This is a genomic window from Janthinobacterium sp. EB271-G4-7A, assembly GCF_020858075.1.
Classification (GTDB): domain Bacteria; phylum Pseudomonadota; class Gammaproteobacteria; order Burkholderiales; family Burkholderiaceae_D; genus Janthinobacterium; species Janthinobacterium lividum.
This window is the reverse complement of record NZ_JACYMI010000001.1, coordinates 482,175-499,067: the sequence shown is the minus strand read 5'-3', so window position 1 is coordinate 499,067 and position 16,893 is coordinate 482,175. Positions and strand designations below refer to the sequence as shown.

The window sequence follows — 16,893 nt, the reverse complement described above, 5'->3', positions numbered from 1 at the left end:
ACCTACGCCAACGTTTGCCGACCTACGCACCGTTGCCAGCTTACTTTGCCATGGCATCCAGCGCCAGATTCAGTTCCAGCACATTCACGCGCGGCTCGCCGAAAAAGCCGATATACGCGGTTTTCTGCACCTTGGCGATGGCGTTTTCCACCTGCGCCAGCGGCACGGCGCGCACGCGGGCCACGCGCGGCGCCTGGTACAGGGCTCCCGCCAGACTGATTTCCGGATCCAGGCCGCTGCTCGACGCCGTCACCAGGTCGACAGGGATCGGGTTGCGGTTGCCCGGATCGGCAGCCTGCAGGGCGGCGATGCGCGCCTTGACGGCGTCCACCAGGGCCGGATTGGTCGGCCCCTGGTTCGAACCGCCCGAACCGGCACCGTTGTTCGCCATCGGCGCGGTGGCCGATGGGCGGCCCCAGAAATACTTGGGCGAGGTGAAGGACTGGCCGATCAGGGTCGAGCCGACAGGGCGGCCAGCCCGCTCGACGATGCTGCCGTTGACTTCATCGTTGAAAGCCAGTTGCCCGATGCCGGCCGTGGCAAACGGATAGACGACGCCGCAGATCACGGTCAGCGCGGCAAACAGGACCAGGGCGGGACGTACGATAGTGTTCATGACGGTTCCTTTAGACTAAATTGAGTGCGGACAGCAGCATGTCGATCAGCTTGATGCCGATGAAGGGCAGGACGATGCCGCCCAGGCCGTAGATCAGCAGGTTGCGGCGCAACAGGCTGGCCGCGCCAATGGCCCGGTATTGCACGCCTTTCAGCGCCAGCGGAATCAGCACGACGATGATCAATGCATTGAAGATCACGGCCGACATGATGGCCGAGGCGGGACTGGCCAGGTGCATGATGTCCAGCGCTTTTAGCTGCGGATAGGTGCCCACGAAGGCGGCCGGGATGATGGCGAAGTACTTGGCGATGTCGTTCGAAATCGAGAACGTCGTCAGCGAACCGCGCGTCATCAGCATCTGCTTGCCGATTTCAACGATTTCCAGCAGCTTGGTGGGATTCGAATCCAGGTCCACCATATTGCCCGCTTCTTTTGCCGCCTGCGTGCCCGAGTTCATGGCCACGGCCACGTCGGCCTGGGCCAGCGCCGGCGCATCGTTGGTGCCGTCGCCCGTCATCGCCACCAGGCGGCCTTCGGCCTGGTAGCTGCGAATGAGTTTCAGCTTGTCTTCCGGCGTCGCTTCGGCGAGGAAATCGTCCACGCCCGCTTCGGCGGCAATCGCCGCTGCCGTCAGCTTGTTGTCGCCCGTGATCATGACAGTCTTGATGCCCATGCGGCGCAATTCCGCGAAGCGCTCCTTGATGCCGCCCTTGACGATATCCTTCAGCTCCACGGCGCCCATGACGCGGCCATCGTCAACCACCACCAGCGGCGTGCTGCCGCGGCGGGCGATGTCGTCGACGGCGCGCCCCACCTCGGCCGGATACGGCTGGCCCAGCGCTTCCACGTACTTCTTCATGGAGTCGGCCGCGCCCTTGCGCAGCTGGCGTACCTGCTGTTCGCCCGCGATATCCACGCCGCTCATGCGCGTCTGCGCCGTGAAGGGCACGAAGGTGGCGTGCAGGCTGGCCATCTCGCGTTCGCGGATATTGAACTTCTGCTTGGCCAGCACGACGATGCTGCGCCCTTCCGGCGTTTCATCGGCCAGGGAGGCCAGTTGCGCCGCATCGGCCAGCTGCTGCTCCGTCACGCCGGGCGCCGGCACGAAGCTGGACGCCTGGCGGTTGCCCAAGGTAATGGTGCCCGTTTTGTCGAGCAGCAGCACGTCCACGTCGCCGGCCGCTTCCACGGCGCGGCCCGACGTGGCGATCACATTGGCCTGCATCATGCGGCTCATGCCGGCCACGCCGATGGCGGACAACAGGCCGCCGATGGTGGTCGGAATCAGGCACACGAGCAGCGCGATCAGCACGGTGATGGTCACCGGCGCGCCACTGCCGGCCGCCGCCACGGAAAACAGCGAATACGGCAGCAGGGTCACGGTGACGATCAGGAACACGATCGACAGGGCGACGAGCAGGATCGTCAGGGCGATTTCATTTGGCGTCTTCTGGCGCTTGGCGCCTTCGACCATGGCGATCATGCGGTCGATGAAGGCTTCGCCCGGGTTGACGGAGACGCGCACCAGCAGCCAGTCCGACAGCACGCGGGTGCCGCCCGTCACGGCGGAAAAGTCACCGCCCGATTCGCGGATGACGGGCGCCGATTCGCCCGTGATGGCGCTCTCGTCGACGGAGGCCACGCCGGCCGTCACTTCGCCGTCTGCAGGAATGACGTCGCCCGCCTCCACCAGCACCGTCATGCCCTTGCGCAGGTCGGTGGCCGGCGTGGGCAGCCAGGAAGTGCCGTATTTCGGCGTCTGCATTTTCTTTGCCATCACCGTCTGCTTCAGGGCGCGCAAGGACGCGGCTTGCGCCTTGCTGCGGCCTTCGGCCAGCGCTTCAGCGAAGTTCGCGAACAGCACGGTAAACCACAGCCACACGGCGACGGCGACGATGAAGCCGAATGGCGCTTCGCCCTGGCCGTTCAGCGCCTGGATGGCCAGCAGCGTCGTGATGATGCTGCCTACGTAGACGACGAACATCACGGGGCTGCGCCACTGCGTGCGGGGGTCGAGTTTTTTGAACGCATCGACGACGGCGGGGCCGATCAGTGCGGAATCGAACAAGGTCAGGCTTGTGCGTGACATGGTAGCCTCTTATTTGATGAAAAGTTGCAGGTGTTCGACGATCGGGCCCAGAGCCAGCGCGGGAACGTAATTCAAAACGCCGACGAGCACGACAACGCCGATCAGCAGGTCGATGAACATGGGGCCGTGCGTGGGCATGGTGCCGGCATTGGCCGACAGGCGCTGCTTGGCCGCCAGCGAACCGGCCACCGCCAGCACGGGCACGATCACGCCGAAGCGGCCGAACCACATGGCAATCGCCAGCATCACGTTGTAGAACGGCGTGTTGGCGGACAGGCCGGCAAACGCGCTGCCGTTGTTGTTGGCCGCCGACGTGAAGGCGTACAGGATTTCGGAGAAACCGTGTGCGCCCGGATTGGCCACGCCGATCTTGCCCGGTTCGACCATCACGGCGATCGCCGTGCCCGTCAATACGAGGGCCGGTGTAATCAGGATGGCCAGCGACACCATCTTCATTTCATACGCCTGGATTTTCTTGCCCAGGTATTCCGGCGTGCGGCCTATCATCAGGCCGGCGATGAAGACGGCCAGGATGGCGAACATCAGCATGCCGTACAGGCCCGTGCCCACGCCGCCGAAAATCACTTCGCCAAACTGCATCAGCAACAGCGGCACCATGCCGCCCAGGGGCATGTAGGAATCGTGCATGGAATTGACGGCGCCGCACGATGCCGCCGTCGTCACCGCCGCGAACAGGGTCGAGGAGCTGATGCCGAAGCGCGTTTCCTTGCCTTCCATATTGCCGCCCGATTGCAGGCTGCTGGCCTGCTGGTCCACGCCCAGGGCTTGCAGGGCGGGATTGGCCTGCTGCTCGGCGCTCATCACGCCAGCCGTCATGACGACAAAAATCAGGGTCATGGCGGCCAGCACGGCCCAGCCCTGGCGCATGTCGCCCACCATGCGGCCGAACGTGAAGCACAGGCCGGCGGGGATGATGAAGATGGCCAGCATCTGCAGGAAGTTCGACAGCACGGTGGGGTTTTCATACGGATGCGAGGAATTGGCGTTGAAGAAGCCGCCGCCATTCGTGCCCAGCAGCTTGATCGACTCCTGCGACGCGACAGGGCCCATGGCGATCGTCTGCGTCGTCGCCAGTTGCGCTTCCATCACGGGCTTGCCGGCCGCATCCAGCACGGGCTGGCCGTCGGCCGTCACTTTCGGCGTTTCATACGCCACGTGGTCGAGCAGGGTCACTTCCTTGTAGGCGGAAAAATTCTGGATCATGCCTTCGCCCATGAAGACGACGGACAGGGCCAGGGACAACGGCAGCAGGATGTACAGGGTCGAGCGCACCAGGTCGACCCAGAAATTGCCGATCGACTTGCCCGAGCGCGAGGCGAAGCCGCGTACCAGCGCGAAGATCACGGCGATGCCGGTGGCCGCCGAAAAGAAGTTCTGGCAGGCCATGCCCAGCATCTGCGTCAGGTAGCTCATGGTCTGTTCGCCGCCATAACCCTGCCAGTTGGTATTGGCGACGAAGCTGACGGTGGTATTGAACGAGGAATCGGGGCTGACGGCGCCCAGTCCCTGGGGATTCAAGGGCAGGAAGCCCTGCAGGCGCTGCAGGCCGTAGACGAAGACGGCGCCCACGGTATTGAAGACGATCAGGGCGATGGCATAGCTTTTCCAGCCCATGGCCTTGTCGGCGGGAAGGCCGGACCAGCGGTACAGCAGGTTTTCCAGCTTTTGCAGCCAGCCCAGGCCGCGCACGGGGCCATCGCCGGCCACCCTGGCCATGTACAGGCCCAGCGGATAGCCGGCGGCCAGCAGCACGGCGAGGAAAGCCACCAATAACAGTATCGATTGCGTCGTCATCACAGCTCCTCCGCCTTCAGCAGCGCCACCAGCAAATACACGAGCAAGCCAGCCGAGACGACGGCGCCCAGCACATAAAACGCGTTCATTTGACGCTCCCTAATTTGTCGCAGGCGACGGCAAAGCCGGCCGCCACGACGAAAAACACGGCAATCAAGCCGAGATACACGAGATCCATTCCCACCCTCATTCAGGTTTGTTTTGATAGTGAGCAGATTAGCCAAAAGGGTCTAAAAAATTCGTAAAGACTGGGGAGGCAGCTGTAAACAAGATGTAAAAACGGCGGCTTTACCGCATAAAATCCAGCACAATTGGCGCAAAACCACGCGCGCGGCGCACTGTTGTTGCCTTGGAGTAGCGCTATTGCCCGCCGATCAAGATAGAATGCGCGAGCGTCCGCACAAGGACGCCAAGCCTGCCGCACTGCCCTCCCCCAGTGACGCTGGACGGGATATACTGTATATTCATACAGTTATCGCCGCCGCTGTCATTGCGCCCGCAGTGCCCTGGCCTGGCGTTCCAACCACTGTCTTTACTTAGCTTGAACACGTATGGCCACTAAAAAACCAGCATCCGACTACAGCGAATCATCCATCCGTGTCCTGAAAGGACTGGAACCCGTCAAGCAGCGCCCGGGGATGTACACCCGCACTGAAAATCCGCTGCACATCATTCAGGAAGTGATCGACAATGCCTCCGACGAGGCGCTGGGCGGTCATTGCACGCATATCGCCGTCACGCAAAACACGGATGGCAGCATTACCGTCGAAGACAATGGCCGCGGCATTCCCGTCGGCCTGCACCCGGAGGAAGGCGTGCCGACGGTGGAAATCGTGTTTACACGGCTGCACGCGGGCGGCAAGTTCGACAAGGGTTCGGGCGGCGCCTATGCGTTCTCGGGCGGCTTGCACGGCGTCGGCGTGTCCGTCACCAATGCGCTGTCGACGCGCCTGGAAATCACCGTCTGGCGCAAGGAAAGCGACGGCAACGGCTTGCACCATATGGTATTTGCGAATGGCGACGTGATCGAGCCCTTGAATTCCCGCCCCGCCCCGCGCGACGGCAAGAAGTCGGGCACGCGCGTCACGGCCTGGCCCGACGCAAAATATTTTGATTCGCCCAACATCTCGCAAACGGAGCTGCAACGCCTGCTGCGCTCGAAAGCCGTGCTGCTGCCGGGCGTCACCGTGACGCTCACCAACGCGAAGACGGGCGACACGCAGACCTGGCAGTACGCGGAAGGCTTGCGCGGCTACCTGACCGAAACGCTGGCGCAGGTATCGAATGGCGAAACCCTGATTCCCCTGTTCGAAGGCGCGCAGTATGCGGGCCCGGACTCTGAAGGCTTTGCCGAAGGCGAAGGCGCGGCCTGGGTGGTGGCGTGGACGGAAGAAGGCGCCATCGTGCGCGAGTCGTATGTCAACCTGATCCCAACCTCGAATGGCGGCACGCACGAATCGGGCTTGCGCGACGGCCTGTTCGGCGCCGTGAAGAACTTCGTCGAAATGCACTCGCTGTTGCCGAAAGGCGTGAAGCTGCTGCCCGAAGACGTGTTCGCGCGCGCTTCCTTCGTGCTGTCGGCCAAGGTGCTGGACCCGCAATTCCAGGGCCAGATCAAGGAACGCCTGAACTCGCGCGACGCCGTGCGGCTCGTCTCGACCTTCACCAAGCCGCCGCTGGAACTGTGGCTGAACCAGCACGTCGACTACGGCAAGAAGCTGGCCGATCTCGTGATCAAGCAGGCGCAGTCGCGCCAGCGCTCGCTGCAAAAAGTGGAAAAGAAAAAATCCTCGGGCGTCGCCGTCTTGCCGGGCAAGCTGACCGACTGCGAATCGTCGGACATCGCGCGCAATGAACTGTTCCTCGTCGAGGGCGACTCGGCGGGCGGTTCGGCCAAGATGGGGCGCGACAAGGAATTCCAGGCGATCCTGCCCCTGCGCGGCAAGGTCTTGAACTCGTGGGAAACGGACCGCGACCGCCTGTTCGCGAATAACGAGATCCACGACATTGCCGTCGCCATCGGCGTCGATCCGCACAGCGTGGGCGATACGCCCGACCTGTCCGGCCTGCGCTACGGCAAGATCTGCATCCTGTCCGACGCGGACGTGGACGGCTCGCACATCCAGGTGCTGCTGTTGACGCTCTTCTTCAAGCACTTCCCGGCCCTGATCAACAAGGGACACATCTGCATCGCCCGCCCGCCTTTGTACCGCGTGGATGCGCCGGCGCGCGGCAAGAAGCCGATGCAGAAAATCTATGCGCTCGACGATGGCGAGCTGCTGGCCATCGAGGACAAGCTGCGCAAGGAAGGCGTGAAACAGGGCGCCTGGTCGATCTCGCGCTTCAAGGGCCTGGGCGAGATGAACGCCGAGCAGTTGTGGGAAACGACGATGAACCCGGACACGCGCCGTTTGCTGCCAGTCACGCTCGGTGAAGTCGACCACATGGCCTCGGCTTCCCGCTTCAATATGTTGATGGGCAAAGGCGAAGCGGCCGGACGCCGCGCCTGGATCGAAGAACACGGCAATGAGGCGGAGGCGGATATCTGATGATCATCGGTATCGACTTGGGCACCACCAACAGCCTGGTCGCCATCTGGCGCGATGGCAAGGCTTCCATCATCCCGAATGCGCTCGGCGAACACCTGACGCCGTCGTGCGTCAGCATCGACGACGACGGCACCGTGCTGGTGGGCCGCGCCGCGCGCGAGCGCCTGCAGACGCACCCGCAGCTGACGGCGGCCGTCTTCAAGCGCTACATGGGCAGTGAAAAGAAGATCATCCTCGGCACGCAGCAATTCCGTCCGGAAGAGCTGTCGTCGATGGTGCTGCGCGCACTGAAGGAAGATGCCGAAGCCTTTTTGGGACACAAGGTCGAGGAAGCCATCATCACCGTGCCCGCGTATTTCAGCGATGCGCAGCGCAAGGCCACGCGCATCGCCGGCCAGCTGGCGGGTTTGCGCGTGGAACGCCTGCTGAACGAGCCGACGGCCGCCGCGCTGGCCTACGGCATCCGCGACAAGGAACAGGAAAGCAAATTCCTCGTCTTCGACCTGGGTGGCGGCACCTTCGACGTGTCGATCCTGGAGCTGTTCGAAGGCGTGATGGAAGTGCGCGCCTCGGCCGGCGACAATTTTCTGGGCGGCGAAGACTTCGTCACCGTGCTGGTCGACGCCTTTTCGGAAGGCAGCGGTTTGCGCGATGCGGCCGGCAGCCGCCTGTTCGACCCGCGCCAGCAGCAGCTGCTGCGCGATGAGGCAGAGCGCGTCAAGCGCCTGCTGTCGGACCAGCCATCCGTGCGCATGGCCACGCGCTACCAGGACAAGGAATACAGCTGGGAGATCAGCGAAGACAAACTGGCGCAATTGTGCGAGCCCCTGCTGGCCCGCCTGCGCCTGCCCGTGGAACGGGCGCTGCGCGACGCCACCATCCGCGCGGCGGAATTGAATGAAGTAGTGCTGGCCGGCGGCGCCACGCGCATGCCGCTGGTGCGCAAACTCGTCTCGCGCATGTTCGGCCGCTTCCCCGCCATCCACCTGGATCCGGACGAAGCCGTGGCGCTGGGCGCCGCCGTGCAAGCGGGGCTCAAGATGCGCGACGCGGCGCTCGACGAAGTGGTCATGACGGACGTGGCGCCGTACTCGCTGGGCATTTCCATTTCGCGCCAGGTCGGCGCGAACCAGTATGAAGGCGGGCACTACCTGCCCATCATCGAGCGCAATTCCGTGGTGCCCGTCTCGCGCACGGAAAACATCACCACCATCCACGACAACCAGAAGGAAATCAACGTGGCCATCTTCCAGGGCGAGTCGCGCCTGGTGGCCGACAACGTCTTCCTCGGCAAGATCAGCTTCCCGATACCCGCGAAAAAGGCGGGCGAAATCGGCATCGACGTGCGCTTCACCTACGACGTCAGCGGCGTGCTGGAAGCGGAAGTAACGGTGCTGGCCACGCAGGAACGCCACAAGATGATCATCAGCGACAACGCGGGCGTGATGACGCCGGAACAGATCGAGCAGCGCTTTGCGGAACTGGCCGACCTGAAGATCCACCCGCGCGAACAGATGGAAAACCGCACCCTGGTCACGCGCGCCGACCGGCTGTACGAACAGTCTCTGGGCGACGTGCGCCAGTACCTGGCGGCGCACACGGCCAACTTCCAGGCCGCGCTGGAAACGCAGGATCCGAACACCATCCGCAAGGCACGCCAGGCGCTCGACGAAGTGTTGCGCCAGGTCGAGAGCGAGAGCTTCCTGTAAATGGACGGCGGCATGGACAACGGACAGCGCAGCCTGTGGGCAATCCTGGGCACGGAGCCGACCGGCGACGAGCGCGCCCTCAAGCGCGCGTATGCGAAGCGTCTGAAGGTGACGCGTCCCGAAGACGATCCGGCCGCCTTCCAGGAACTGCGCGAAGCGTATGAATACGCGCTGCGCCATCCGCACCTGTTTGCCGAGGAATTGCCGGAACCGCCAACGGCGGAAGCGGAAGCGCCAGAAGCACCGCCGATGGAACCGGCCGACTTGTGGGGCGTCATCGATGAACCCGCGCAGGAGCCGCCTGCAGAACTGTGGGGCGTCATAGCCCAGGAGCAGACGCCGTCGCCAGAACAATGGGGCGTGGTCGCCATCGATCCGGCGCAGGAAGCGGACAACCTGTGGCAGGGCTGCCTGGCGCTGACGCGGCACGCGGATGCCGGCGAGGTGCTGGCCCGCATCCTGCAGGACGACGCCATGCTGAATCTCGACGTGCGCGAGGAATTCGATCTGTGCGCGCTGCGCTATTGCGCCAGCGCCGGCTATACGCTGCCGCTGCGCCAGGCCCTGTTCGAACAGCTGGGCTGGGACCACGATTTTTCCTACCTGGCGCGCAGCCATGCGGACCTGGTGCGCGGCGCCGTGCAGCGCTACCGGGCCGACCGCTCGTTTGCCCATTTCAGCGACAACCGCGACAGCTATCCCGGCCTGGACTGCATCATGTCGCAGCAGCCGCCATCGGCCTACGCGCGCCAGCTGTTCGATCAAAAATTCAACCTGCAGCTGCGCGAACTGCTGCACGCGATACGCTGGCAGCACGGCGAAATGCTGGCTTACAAGCTCGATACGGACCTGTTCGAGCAATGGGAACAGGCCGTCCATGCCAAGCGCTACTTCAAGCAGACGGCGCTGGCCTCGGGCGGCCTGGGTTTCGTGCTGCACTTCATGCTCGCTGGCGTGCTCGATGCGGCCGGCTTCAAGCTCGGCGACACGGCCGCCTATGCCAGCCTGCTGGGCTTCCAGGCGCTCGCCTTTGCCCTGCTGGCCATGCATGCCTTGCGCTGGCCGGCGCCCCTGTTCGCGCGGTTCGACACGCTGCAGGAAGCGCTGCAGGAACGCCTGCCCACGCTGTGGCAGCGGCCCGGCTTGCGGCAACTGGGCTGGATCGTGCCCTACCTCGTGCTGGCGCTGCTGCTGTTCCTGCCCGAACGCAGCGAGACCATGCGCCTCGTTACCGCGGCCGGCTTGTGCGCGTCGGCCCTGCTCGCGTACGCGATGAACCGCCAACTGCTGCATGGCATGCTGCTGCTCCTGTGCCTCGGCCTGTCGCTGTTCGCGGCCATGTTCATGAGCGGCAAAGGCCCTGCGGCGCTGGCCATCGGCGAGGCCATGCCATTGATATTCTGCCTGGCGGCGCTGGCCCTGCGCAGCGCCACCGGCCTGTATGGCGATTGCGGCTTCCCCGAGGCGCTCTTGCCCCGCCTGCGCGCGGCATGGCTGGTCGGCTGCGCGGGCTTGCTGCTGCAACTGTATTTGCAACTGCTACCGGCCGCCCTCGTCGGCGCCGCGCTGTATGCCTGGTCGTGCGCCGGCTTGCTGTTTTCGCCCACCGATTTCAAATGGAAGACGATCTGGCCGGTGGTGCTGGTGCCGTCGCTCGCCAGCTTCGTGATGGCCGGCCACACCCCGGCCATCCGCGCCATGCCGATGATGCACAACAGTGTCGAGCTGGCCCTGGCCGTGATCTATCTGACCTTGCGCTACATGTATCTGACGTATGGCAAGTCTTTTTCCAAACCCGGGCTGTCATAATCAGCCCCACGAATTCAACCGCAACCACTTAACACCGAAACAAGCGCCATGTCCACACAAACCAATTTATTTGACGATGCCCAGCCTGAGCCGATCGAGCCGGATGAACCGGTATTCGACGGCGAAGCGCTGACCCTGTCCACCTTTGCCGAGCGCGCCTATCTCGATTACGCCATCTCCGTCGTCAAGGGCCGCGCCCTGCCCGACGTGTGCGATGGCCAGAAGCCCGTGCAGCGCCGCATCCTGTATGCGATGAACGAGCTGGGACTCAATTCCACGGCGAAGCCCCGCAAATCGGCGGCCGTGGTCGGCGACGTGCTGGGTAAATTGCATCCGCACGGCGACCAGTCCGTGTACGACGCGCTGGTGCGCATGGCGCAGGATTTTTCCTTGCGCTATCCGCTGATCGATGGCCAGGGCAATTTCGGCTCGCGCGATGGCGATGGCGCCGCAGCCATGCGTTACACGGAAGCGCGCCTGACGCCGATCGCCAAGCTGCTGATGGATGAAATCGGCATGGGCACGGTGGACTTCCAGCCCAACTACGACGGTTCGACGGAAGAACCGAAGCTGCTGCCGGCGCGCCTGCCGATGGTGCTGCTCAACGGCGCCTCCGGCATCGCCGTGGGCCTGGCGACGGAAATCCCGTCGCACAACCTGGCGGAAGTGGCGAAAGCGGCTGTCGCCATGATCCGCGATCCGAAGATGACGCACGCCGAGCTGATGGCCATCATTCCCGGCCCCGACTTCCCCGGCGGCGGCCAGATCATCACCCCGCCATCGCAGATCCAGGACATGTACGCGAGCGGCCGTGGCAGCATGAAGGTGCGTGCGCGCTGGAAGATCGAGGAACTGGCGCGCGGCCAGTGGCAAGCCGTCGTGACGGAACTGCCGCCCGGCACCTCGTCGCAGAAGGTGCTGGAAGAAATCGAGGAACTGACGAATCCGAAGATCAAGCTGGGCAAGAAGGCGCTGTCGCCGGACCAGGTGGCCCTGAAGGCGCTGATCCTCAATTCGCTCGACACCATCCGCGACGAATCTGGCCGCGCCGCGCCCGTGCGCCTCGTGTTCGAGCCGAAATCGAAGAACCAGGACCAGACGGAATTCATGCTGATGCTGCTGGCGCACACCTCGCTGGAATCGTCGACCTCGATCAACCTGGTGATGATCGGCGGCGATGGCCGTCCGCGCCAGAAAGGCCTGGGCGACATCCTGCGCGAGTGGATCGACTTCCGCTTCGAGACCGTCACGCGCCGCACCGGCTACAAACTGGGCAAGGTCAAGGACCGCATCCATATCCTGGAAGGGCGCGAAGCGATCCTGCTCAATATCGACAAGGTGATCCAGATCATCCGCAATTCGGATGAACCGAAGGCGGCCCTGATCGAAGCGTTCAAGCTGTCCGAACGCCAGGCCGACGACATCCTGGAAATCCGCTTGCGCCAGCTGGCGCGCCTGGAGACGATCAAGATCCAGCAGGAACTGGCCGAGCTGCGCAAGGAAGAAAAGTCGCTGCAAGACCTGCTCGACAATCCGGGGTCGATGAAGCGCGCCATCATCCGCGAAATCGAAGCGGACGCCAAGCAGTTCGGCGATGCGCGCCGCACCCTGATCGAGGAAGCGCAGAAAGCCGTGGCGGAACAGAAGGTGGTCGATGAACCGGTCACCGTCATCATCTCGGAAAAAGGCTGGGTGCGCGCGCGTACCGGCATCGGCCACGATGCGGCGCAGTTCACGTTCAAGGCGGGAGACTCCCTGCATGGCGCCTTCGAGTGCCGCACGGTCGACACCCTGCTGGGCTTTGGCAACAACGGCAAGATTTACTCGGTTCCCGTCTCCGCACTGCCCAACGCGCGCGGCGATGGCGTGCCAATCACGACCTTGTGCGACCTGAGCGGCGGCACGCCGGGCAACGCCGTGCGCATCCTCCATTACTTCGCGGGCAATGGCGCCACCAATTTGCTGCTGGCGTCGAGCGCAGGCTACGGCTTCATCGCCAAGGCGGGCGACATGACGAGCCGCCTGAAAGGCGGCAAGGCCTTCATCACCCTGGACGATGGCGACGTGCCTTTGGCGCCGAAAGTCATCCCCGAGGCGGCCAGCGCCCTGGCCTGCCTGACGGAAGGCGCACGCCTGCTGGTGTTCGGCCTCGATGAAATGAAAACCCTGTCCAAGGGCGGCACCGGCGTCAAGCTGATCGACCTCGATGCGAAAGACAAGCTGCTTGCCGTGCAGCCTATCACCCAGCGCGGCGTGGTGGTCTCGGGCATCGGCAGGGCTTCGAAACCGCAGGATGCATCGCTGGGCGCCACGGCCCTGGCCGAACACTTCGGCAAGCGCGCCAAGAAAGGCAAGGCGCTGGCGGCCAAGCTGAAACCGGTCTCCATGGCGGCCATCGGCTGATCGGCACCCGGCCATACGAAAAGACAGGTTCGCCTGTCTTTTTTTTCGTCCAGCGCCGCGCAGCGGCACAGGAAAAAATAGTTTCACAGATAATTTGACAGATACGCCCCGCGCTCCCGTTATCCCTGCAGGCATGCCACCGGCACGCCGCCCAGCGACAGGAGAACAGCGATGACAAACAAGGTTTCAGGCAGGCTGCCATGCAGCGCCTGACCCCGGCCGAACGGCTGGTGGCGGCCATGGCGGCCGAAGGATTGCCGTATAAAAGCATCGCCAGGGAACTGGGCAAGTCACCGGCCACCGTGCGCAACCAGCTGCATGCGATTTACCAGAAACTGGGCGTGGGCAACCGCACGGCGCTCGCGCACAAGCTCCGGGGTCATCCTTGACGCCGCGACAGGCGCAGCATCTCAGGCGTCGCTTCGACAATGTCGATCACGTCCTGCGCCCCGCCAGCATCGCCCAGCGCATAGCGGCCCATGCCCACGGGTACCAGCCGGGTCACGGGGCCGGCGCGGGGACGGTCATCGGGGCCGGGCGCCATGGACGTCAATGTAGCCTCCCCTTGCGCCATGGCGCCGCCGGGCGCGCCGAATTCGAGCACCTTGCGCCCCTTGCGGCTGGGAGGAAAGGCAAACGTGGCCGTGGGCCGGTACACCTCGATACCGTCTGCATCCTCCTCGAAGGAATGCGTCCAGCTGCCGCTGGGCAGTGCCGTTGTCATGCCGTGCATGCCGCCTCCCGTGTCAACCATGGATGTCAGAAACACGATACCACGCCGCCCAGGCTTTCATAGCCGCTCACGGAAGGCGACCAGGCCGTGCCGTTCCACGCCTTGTGGAACAGGGCGCCATTCGTGCCCGTGACAAAGACGTCGAGGCGGTTCGGCGCCCAGGCCGTGGCGCGCGGACGCGAGGTGCATATGCCGCCCAGGTTTTCAAAGCCAGTCACGGATGGCGACCAGGCAGATCCATTCCACGCCTTGTGATACAGGGCGCTGTCCGTGCCGATGACGAACAGGTCAAGCCGGTTGGCCCCCCACGACACGGCTTCCACCTCGCCCACGCAGATGCCGCCCAGGCGCTCGAAGCCGTCGATGGACGGCCCCCATTTCGCGCCATCCCACCACTTGTGGTACAGGGCGCCATCGGTGCCCGTGACGAAGACGTCGAGGCGGTTCGGCCCCCACGCCACGGCCTTCGGCGACGAGGTGCAGATGCCGCCCAGGCGTTCATAGCCCGTCAGCGACGGTCCCCAGGCCGTGCCGTTCCACCACTTGTGGTACAGGGCCCGGTCCGTGCCGACGACGAAGACATCGAGGCGGTTCGGCCCCCACGCCACGGCTTCCGGCTGGCCCAGGCAAATGCCGCCCATGGCTTCGTAACCCGTCAAGGACGGCCCCCAGGCGGCTCCCTTCCACCACTTGTGATACAGGCCGCGGTCCGTGCCGACGACAAACACGTCGAGGCGGTTCGGTCCCCAGGCCACGGCGCGCGGGTCGCCCACGCACAAGCCGCCCATCGCTTCATAGCCGGTCAGCGACGGTCCCCAGGCCGTGCCATTCCACCACTTGTGGAACAAGCCGCTGTCGGTGCCCGTGACGAACACGTCGAGCCGGTTCGGTCCCCACGACACCACCTGCGGGGCACTGGTGCAAATGCCGCCCTGCCCTTCATAGCCGGTGACGGACGGCGCCCAGGCCGTGCCATTCCATGCCTTGTGGTAGAGCGCGCGGTCCGTGCCCAGCACGAACACGTCGAGGCGGGTCGCGCCCCAGGCCACGACGGGAGACGAGCTCTGGCGCGGCGTGGCGCCTGCGCCTGTGCCGCCCGTGCCGATGCTGGCGCGCGGGCCATCGAGACAGGCCTGCATGCGCGCCACCTGTCCCGCCGTGAACATGAACATGGCGGGATCGTCGACGTAATCCATATAGTTCATGAACATGTCGCCATTCGGCCCGTTGCTGCAGGACACCTGCGGAAACGAGGGCTGGCCCGTGTTCGGCCCGCCCTGGTTGGGCGTGTCGGCCACGTTGTCCGTGCCCGAACACCCGGTGCCGTCATCGCCCCAGATATGGTTCAGATTCAGCCAATGGCCGATTTCATGCGTGGCCGTGCGCCCCAGGTGGAACGGCGGCGCCGCCGTGCCGGTCGTGCCAAAGGCCGATTGCAGGATCACCACGCCGTCGGTGGCGGCCGGGCCGCCGGGAAACTGCGCGTAGCCCAGCAAGCCGCCGCCCAGCTGGCATACCCATATATTCAGGTAGCTGTCGGCCGGCCAGGCATCCATGCCGCCCGTCGCCTGCGACTTGACGGCATCGTCCGCGCCAAACGAGGCCGCCGTCGTCTGGCGCCGCTCGATGCCGCTGGTGGCCGCGCCATGCGGATCGGTCGTGGCCAGCGCAAACTCCACGCGCGCATCGGCCGTCAGGGGCAGGAATGGCGCCGGCGTGCTGTTGACATCCGGGTTGACGCGCCGGAAGTCACGATTGAGCACATCGATCTGGCTGGCGATCTGCGCATCCGAAATATTCTGCGCGGCCGTATTCCACACCACGTGCACCACCACCGGTATCTGCGTCACGCCGGAACGTCCGGCAATGCTGCCGTCGCCCTCGTAGAGCCCGGCCAGGTTTTCGATATCGGCGCGCACGTTCGCATACGATGGATCTTCGCTCAGCAGGCGGCGATGCACGTCCATCGTGGCGCAGGTGCGCTTCTGCGGTGTACCGCCGCCCTGTCCACCGTCGCTGCCCCCCATGCCACCGCCACCGCCACCATCGCCACCCATGCCACCGCCAGCCCCAAGCTGCATGCAGCTGGTGGCCGCCATGCCCTGCGGTGCCTGCTGCATGCCGCCACCCGGCATGGCGCCGGCATCCGCGGCGGCCGTACCCTGGGTAAGCGCAGCCTGGTCGGCATACGACATGCCCAGGCGCGGCCCAGCCATGGCGTCGCCGCCCGCCGCACCGTCGCCAGCCTGCATGTCGCCTTCGACCGGCATGGACTGCATGGCGGACACGGCAGGCGAGCCTTCAGCCGAACCGGTAGCCGGTGTTTTTTTCGTTTTAGCGGTGCTCATGATGTCTCCCTTCGTCTGTTTGCCAATTCACTATGGCACGGCGAAAAGAGGAGCATTTGTGCCAGATCAAGACTGGCAAGCGGTGCAAAAGAAAAGTGACAGACGAAAAAAAGACAGCCGAAGCTGTCTTTTGGGCTTGCAGGCCGTGGCCCGCAAACAGGGAATTACTTGGCGGCGGCGGCCTTGACTTCAGCGTCGGCCTTGGCCTTGGCTTCTTCCGTCTTGGTGGCGGCGATGGCTTTATCGGCGTTCGCTTCCACTTTTTCCTTGGCGACCTTGGCATCCGCTTTCACGGAGGTTTTGCCTGCTTTCGCATCGGCCTTGGCGGCAGCCTTGTCAGCCTTGGCTTGCGCCTTCATCTTGTCTTCCGGATCGGCATCGGCCACTTTGTCGTGGGCCTTGGCCTTGGTTTTATTCGCCTTGTGCTGGGCGTCGGCTTTCTTTTCGTCAGCCTTCATTTCAGCCTTGGCGACATTGGCGTCAGCCTTGGCATCGACTTTGGCTTCCTTGTTGGCAGCCTTGTTGATGTCATGCTGCGCAGACGCCTGGGCGCTGGCAACGGCTGGGGTGACTGGCGACGTTTGCGCGATGGCAGCGGTGGCAAACAGAGTAGCGATCAGGGCGGCGAGTAATTTGTTCATGATGAGACCTTTCAATATGGTTTAATTTTATTCTTACTAAAGGCGGGCAAAATGTTCAAAATTTGCCAGGCATCGCGCTGTTTCTTGATGTAGCGCAATGGCATGACTTCATAGTAAAGATAACTGGCAAACCACACAGTGCGTTAGCGCACTCAACGGAAAATATGTGCAATTCGGCAAA

General features: G+C 64.0%; 12 protein-coding genes. 5 read left to right on the top strand and 7 right to left on the bottom strand.

Annotated elements, in window-relative coordinates:
- Positions 1–40 precede the first annotated feature (40 nt).
- The 4 genes from kdpC to kdpF are packed head-to-tail and all read right to left on the bottom strand — an operon-like array spanning position 41 to position 4,609.
- Entirely contained in the window at positions 41–616 is a 576-nt protein-coding gene (gene kdpC / locus IGS58_RS02305; protein ID WP_230520579.1) for a potassium-transporting ATPase subunit KdpC, read from the bottom strand.
- A gap of 10 nt (positions 617–626) precedes the next feature.
- Entirely contained in the window at positions 627–2,705 is a 2,079-nt protein-coding gene (kdpB, locus tag IGS58_RS02300) for a potassium-transporting ATPase subunit KdpB (protein ID WP_230520578.1), read from the bottom strand.
- Positions 2,706–2,714: 9 nt separating this feature from the next.
- A complete protein-coding gene (kdpA, locus tag IGS58_RS02295; RefSeq protein WP_230520577.1) occupies positions 2,715–4,520 on the bottom strand; it encodes a potassium-transporting ATPase subunit KdpA in 1,806 nt (601 codons plus the stop codon).
- A complete protein-coding gene (gene kdpF / locus IGS58_RS02290; RefSeq protein WP_034746483.1) occupies positions 4,520–4,609 on the bottom strand; it encodes a K(+)-transporting ATPase subunit F in 90 nt (29 codons plus the stop codon). Before kdpF ends, kdpA begins: the two co-directional genes overlap by 1 nt.
- 462 nt (positions 4,610–5,071) lie before the next feature.
- Between kdpF and IGS58_RS02285 the strand changes: the two genes are divergently transcribed.
- From IGS58_RS02285 to IGS58_RS02265, 5 genes are all read left to right on the top strand, one after another.
- Entirely contained in the window at positions 5,072–7,069 is a 1,998-nt protein-coding gene (locus IGS58_RS02285) for a DNA topoisomerase IV subunit B (protein WP_034780309.1), read from the top strand.
- Complete coding sequence (locus IGS58_RS02280; RefSeq protein ID WP_329957965.1) at positions 7,069–8,778, top strand: molecular chaperone HscC; 1,710 nt, start codon at positions 7,069–7,071, stop codon at positions 8,776–8,778. Before IGS58_RS02285 ends, IGS58_RS02280 begins: the two co-directional genes overlap by 1 nt.
- Positions 8,779–8,790: 12 nt before the next feature.
- Entirely contained in the window at positions 8,791–10,587 is a 1,797-nt protein-coding gene (locus tag IGS58_RS02275) for a J domain-containing protein (RefSeq protein ID WP_230520576.1), read from the top strand.
- Positions 10,588–10,635: 48 nt separating this feature from the next.
- Complete coding sequence (gene parC, locus IGS58_RS02270) at positions 10,636–12,990, top strand: DNA topoisomerase IV subunit A (protein WP_034780316.1); 2,355 nt, start codon at positions 10,636–10,638, stop codon at positions 12,988–12,990.
- 200 nt (positions 12,991–13,190) lie between these two features.
- On the top strand, positions 13,191–13,379 hold the full coding sequence (locus IGS58_RS02265; protein WP_034780317.1) for a helix-turn-helix domain-containing protein: 189 nt from the start codon (positions 13,191–13,193) through the stop codon (positions 13,377–13,379).
- On the opposite strand, the gene IGS58_RS02260 is transcribed toward IGS58_RS02265, so the two are convergent.
- The 3 genes from IGS58_RS02260 to IGS58_RS02250 form a co-directional block, all read right to left on the bottom strand.
- Positions 13,370–13,723 (bottom strand): hypothetical protein, encoded by a 354-nt coding sequence (locus IGS58_RS02260; protein WP_230520575.1) that lies wholly within the window; start codon positions 13,721–13,723, stop codon positions 13,370–13,372. The two genes, IGS58_RS02265 and IGS58_RS02260, sit on opposite strands and share 10 nt — an antisense overlap.
- Positions 13,724–13,749: 26 nt before the next feature.
- Positions 13,750–16,071, bottom strand: coding sequence for a M43 family zinc metalloprotease (locus tag IGS58_RS02255; RefSeq protein WP_230520574.1), 2,322 nt, complete (start codon positions 16,069–16,071; stop codon positions 13,750–13,752).
- Between the two features lie 164 nt (positions 16,072–16,235).
- Positions 16,236–16,712, bottom strand: a complete 477-nt coding sequence (locus IGS58_RS02250) for a hypothetical protein (protein ID WP_034780321.1) — start codon at positions 16,710–16,712, stop codon at positions 16,236–16,238.
- Positions 16,713–16,893 lie beyond the last annotated feature (181 nt).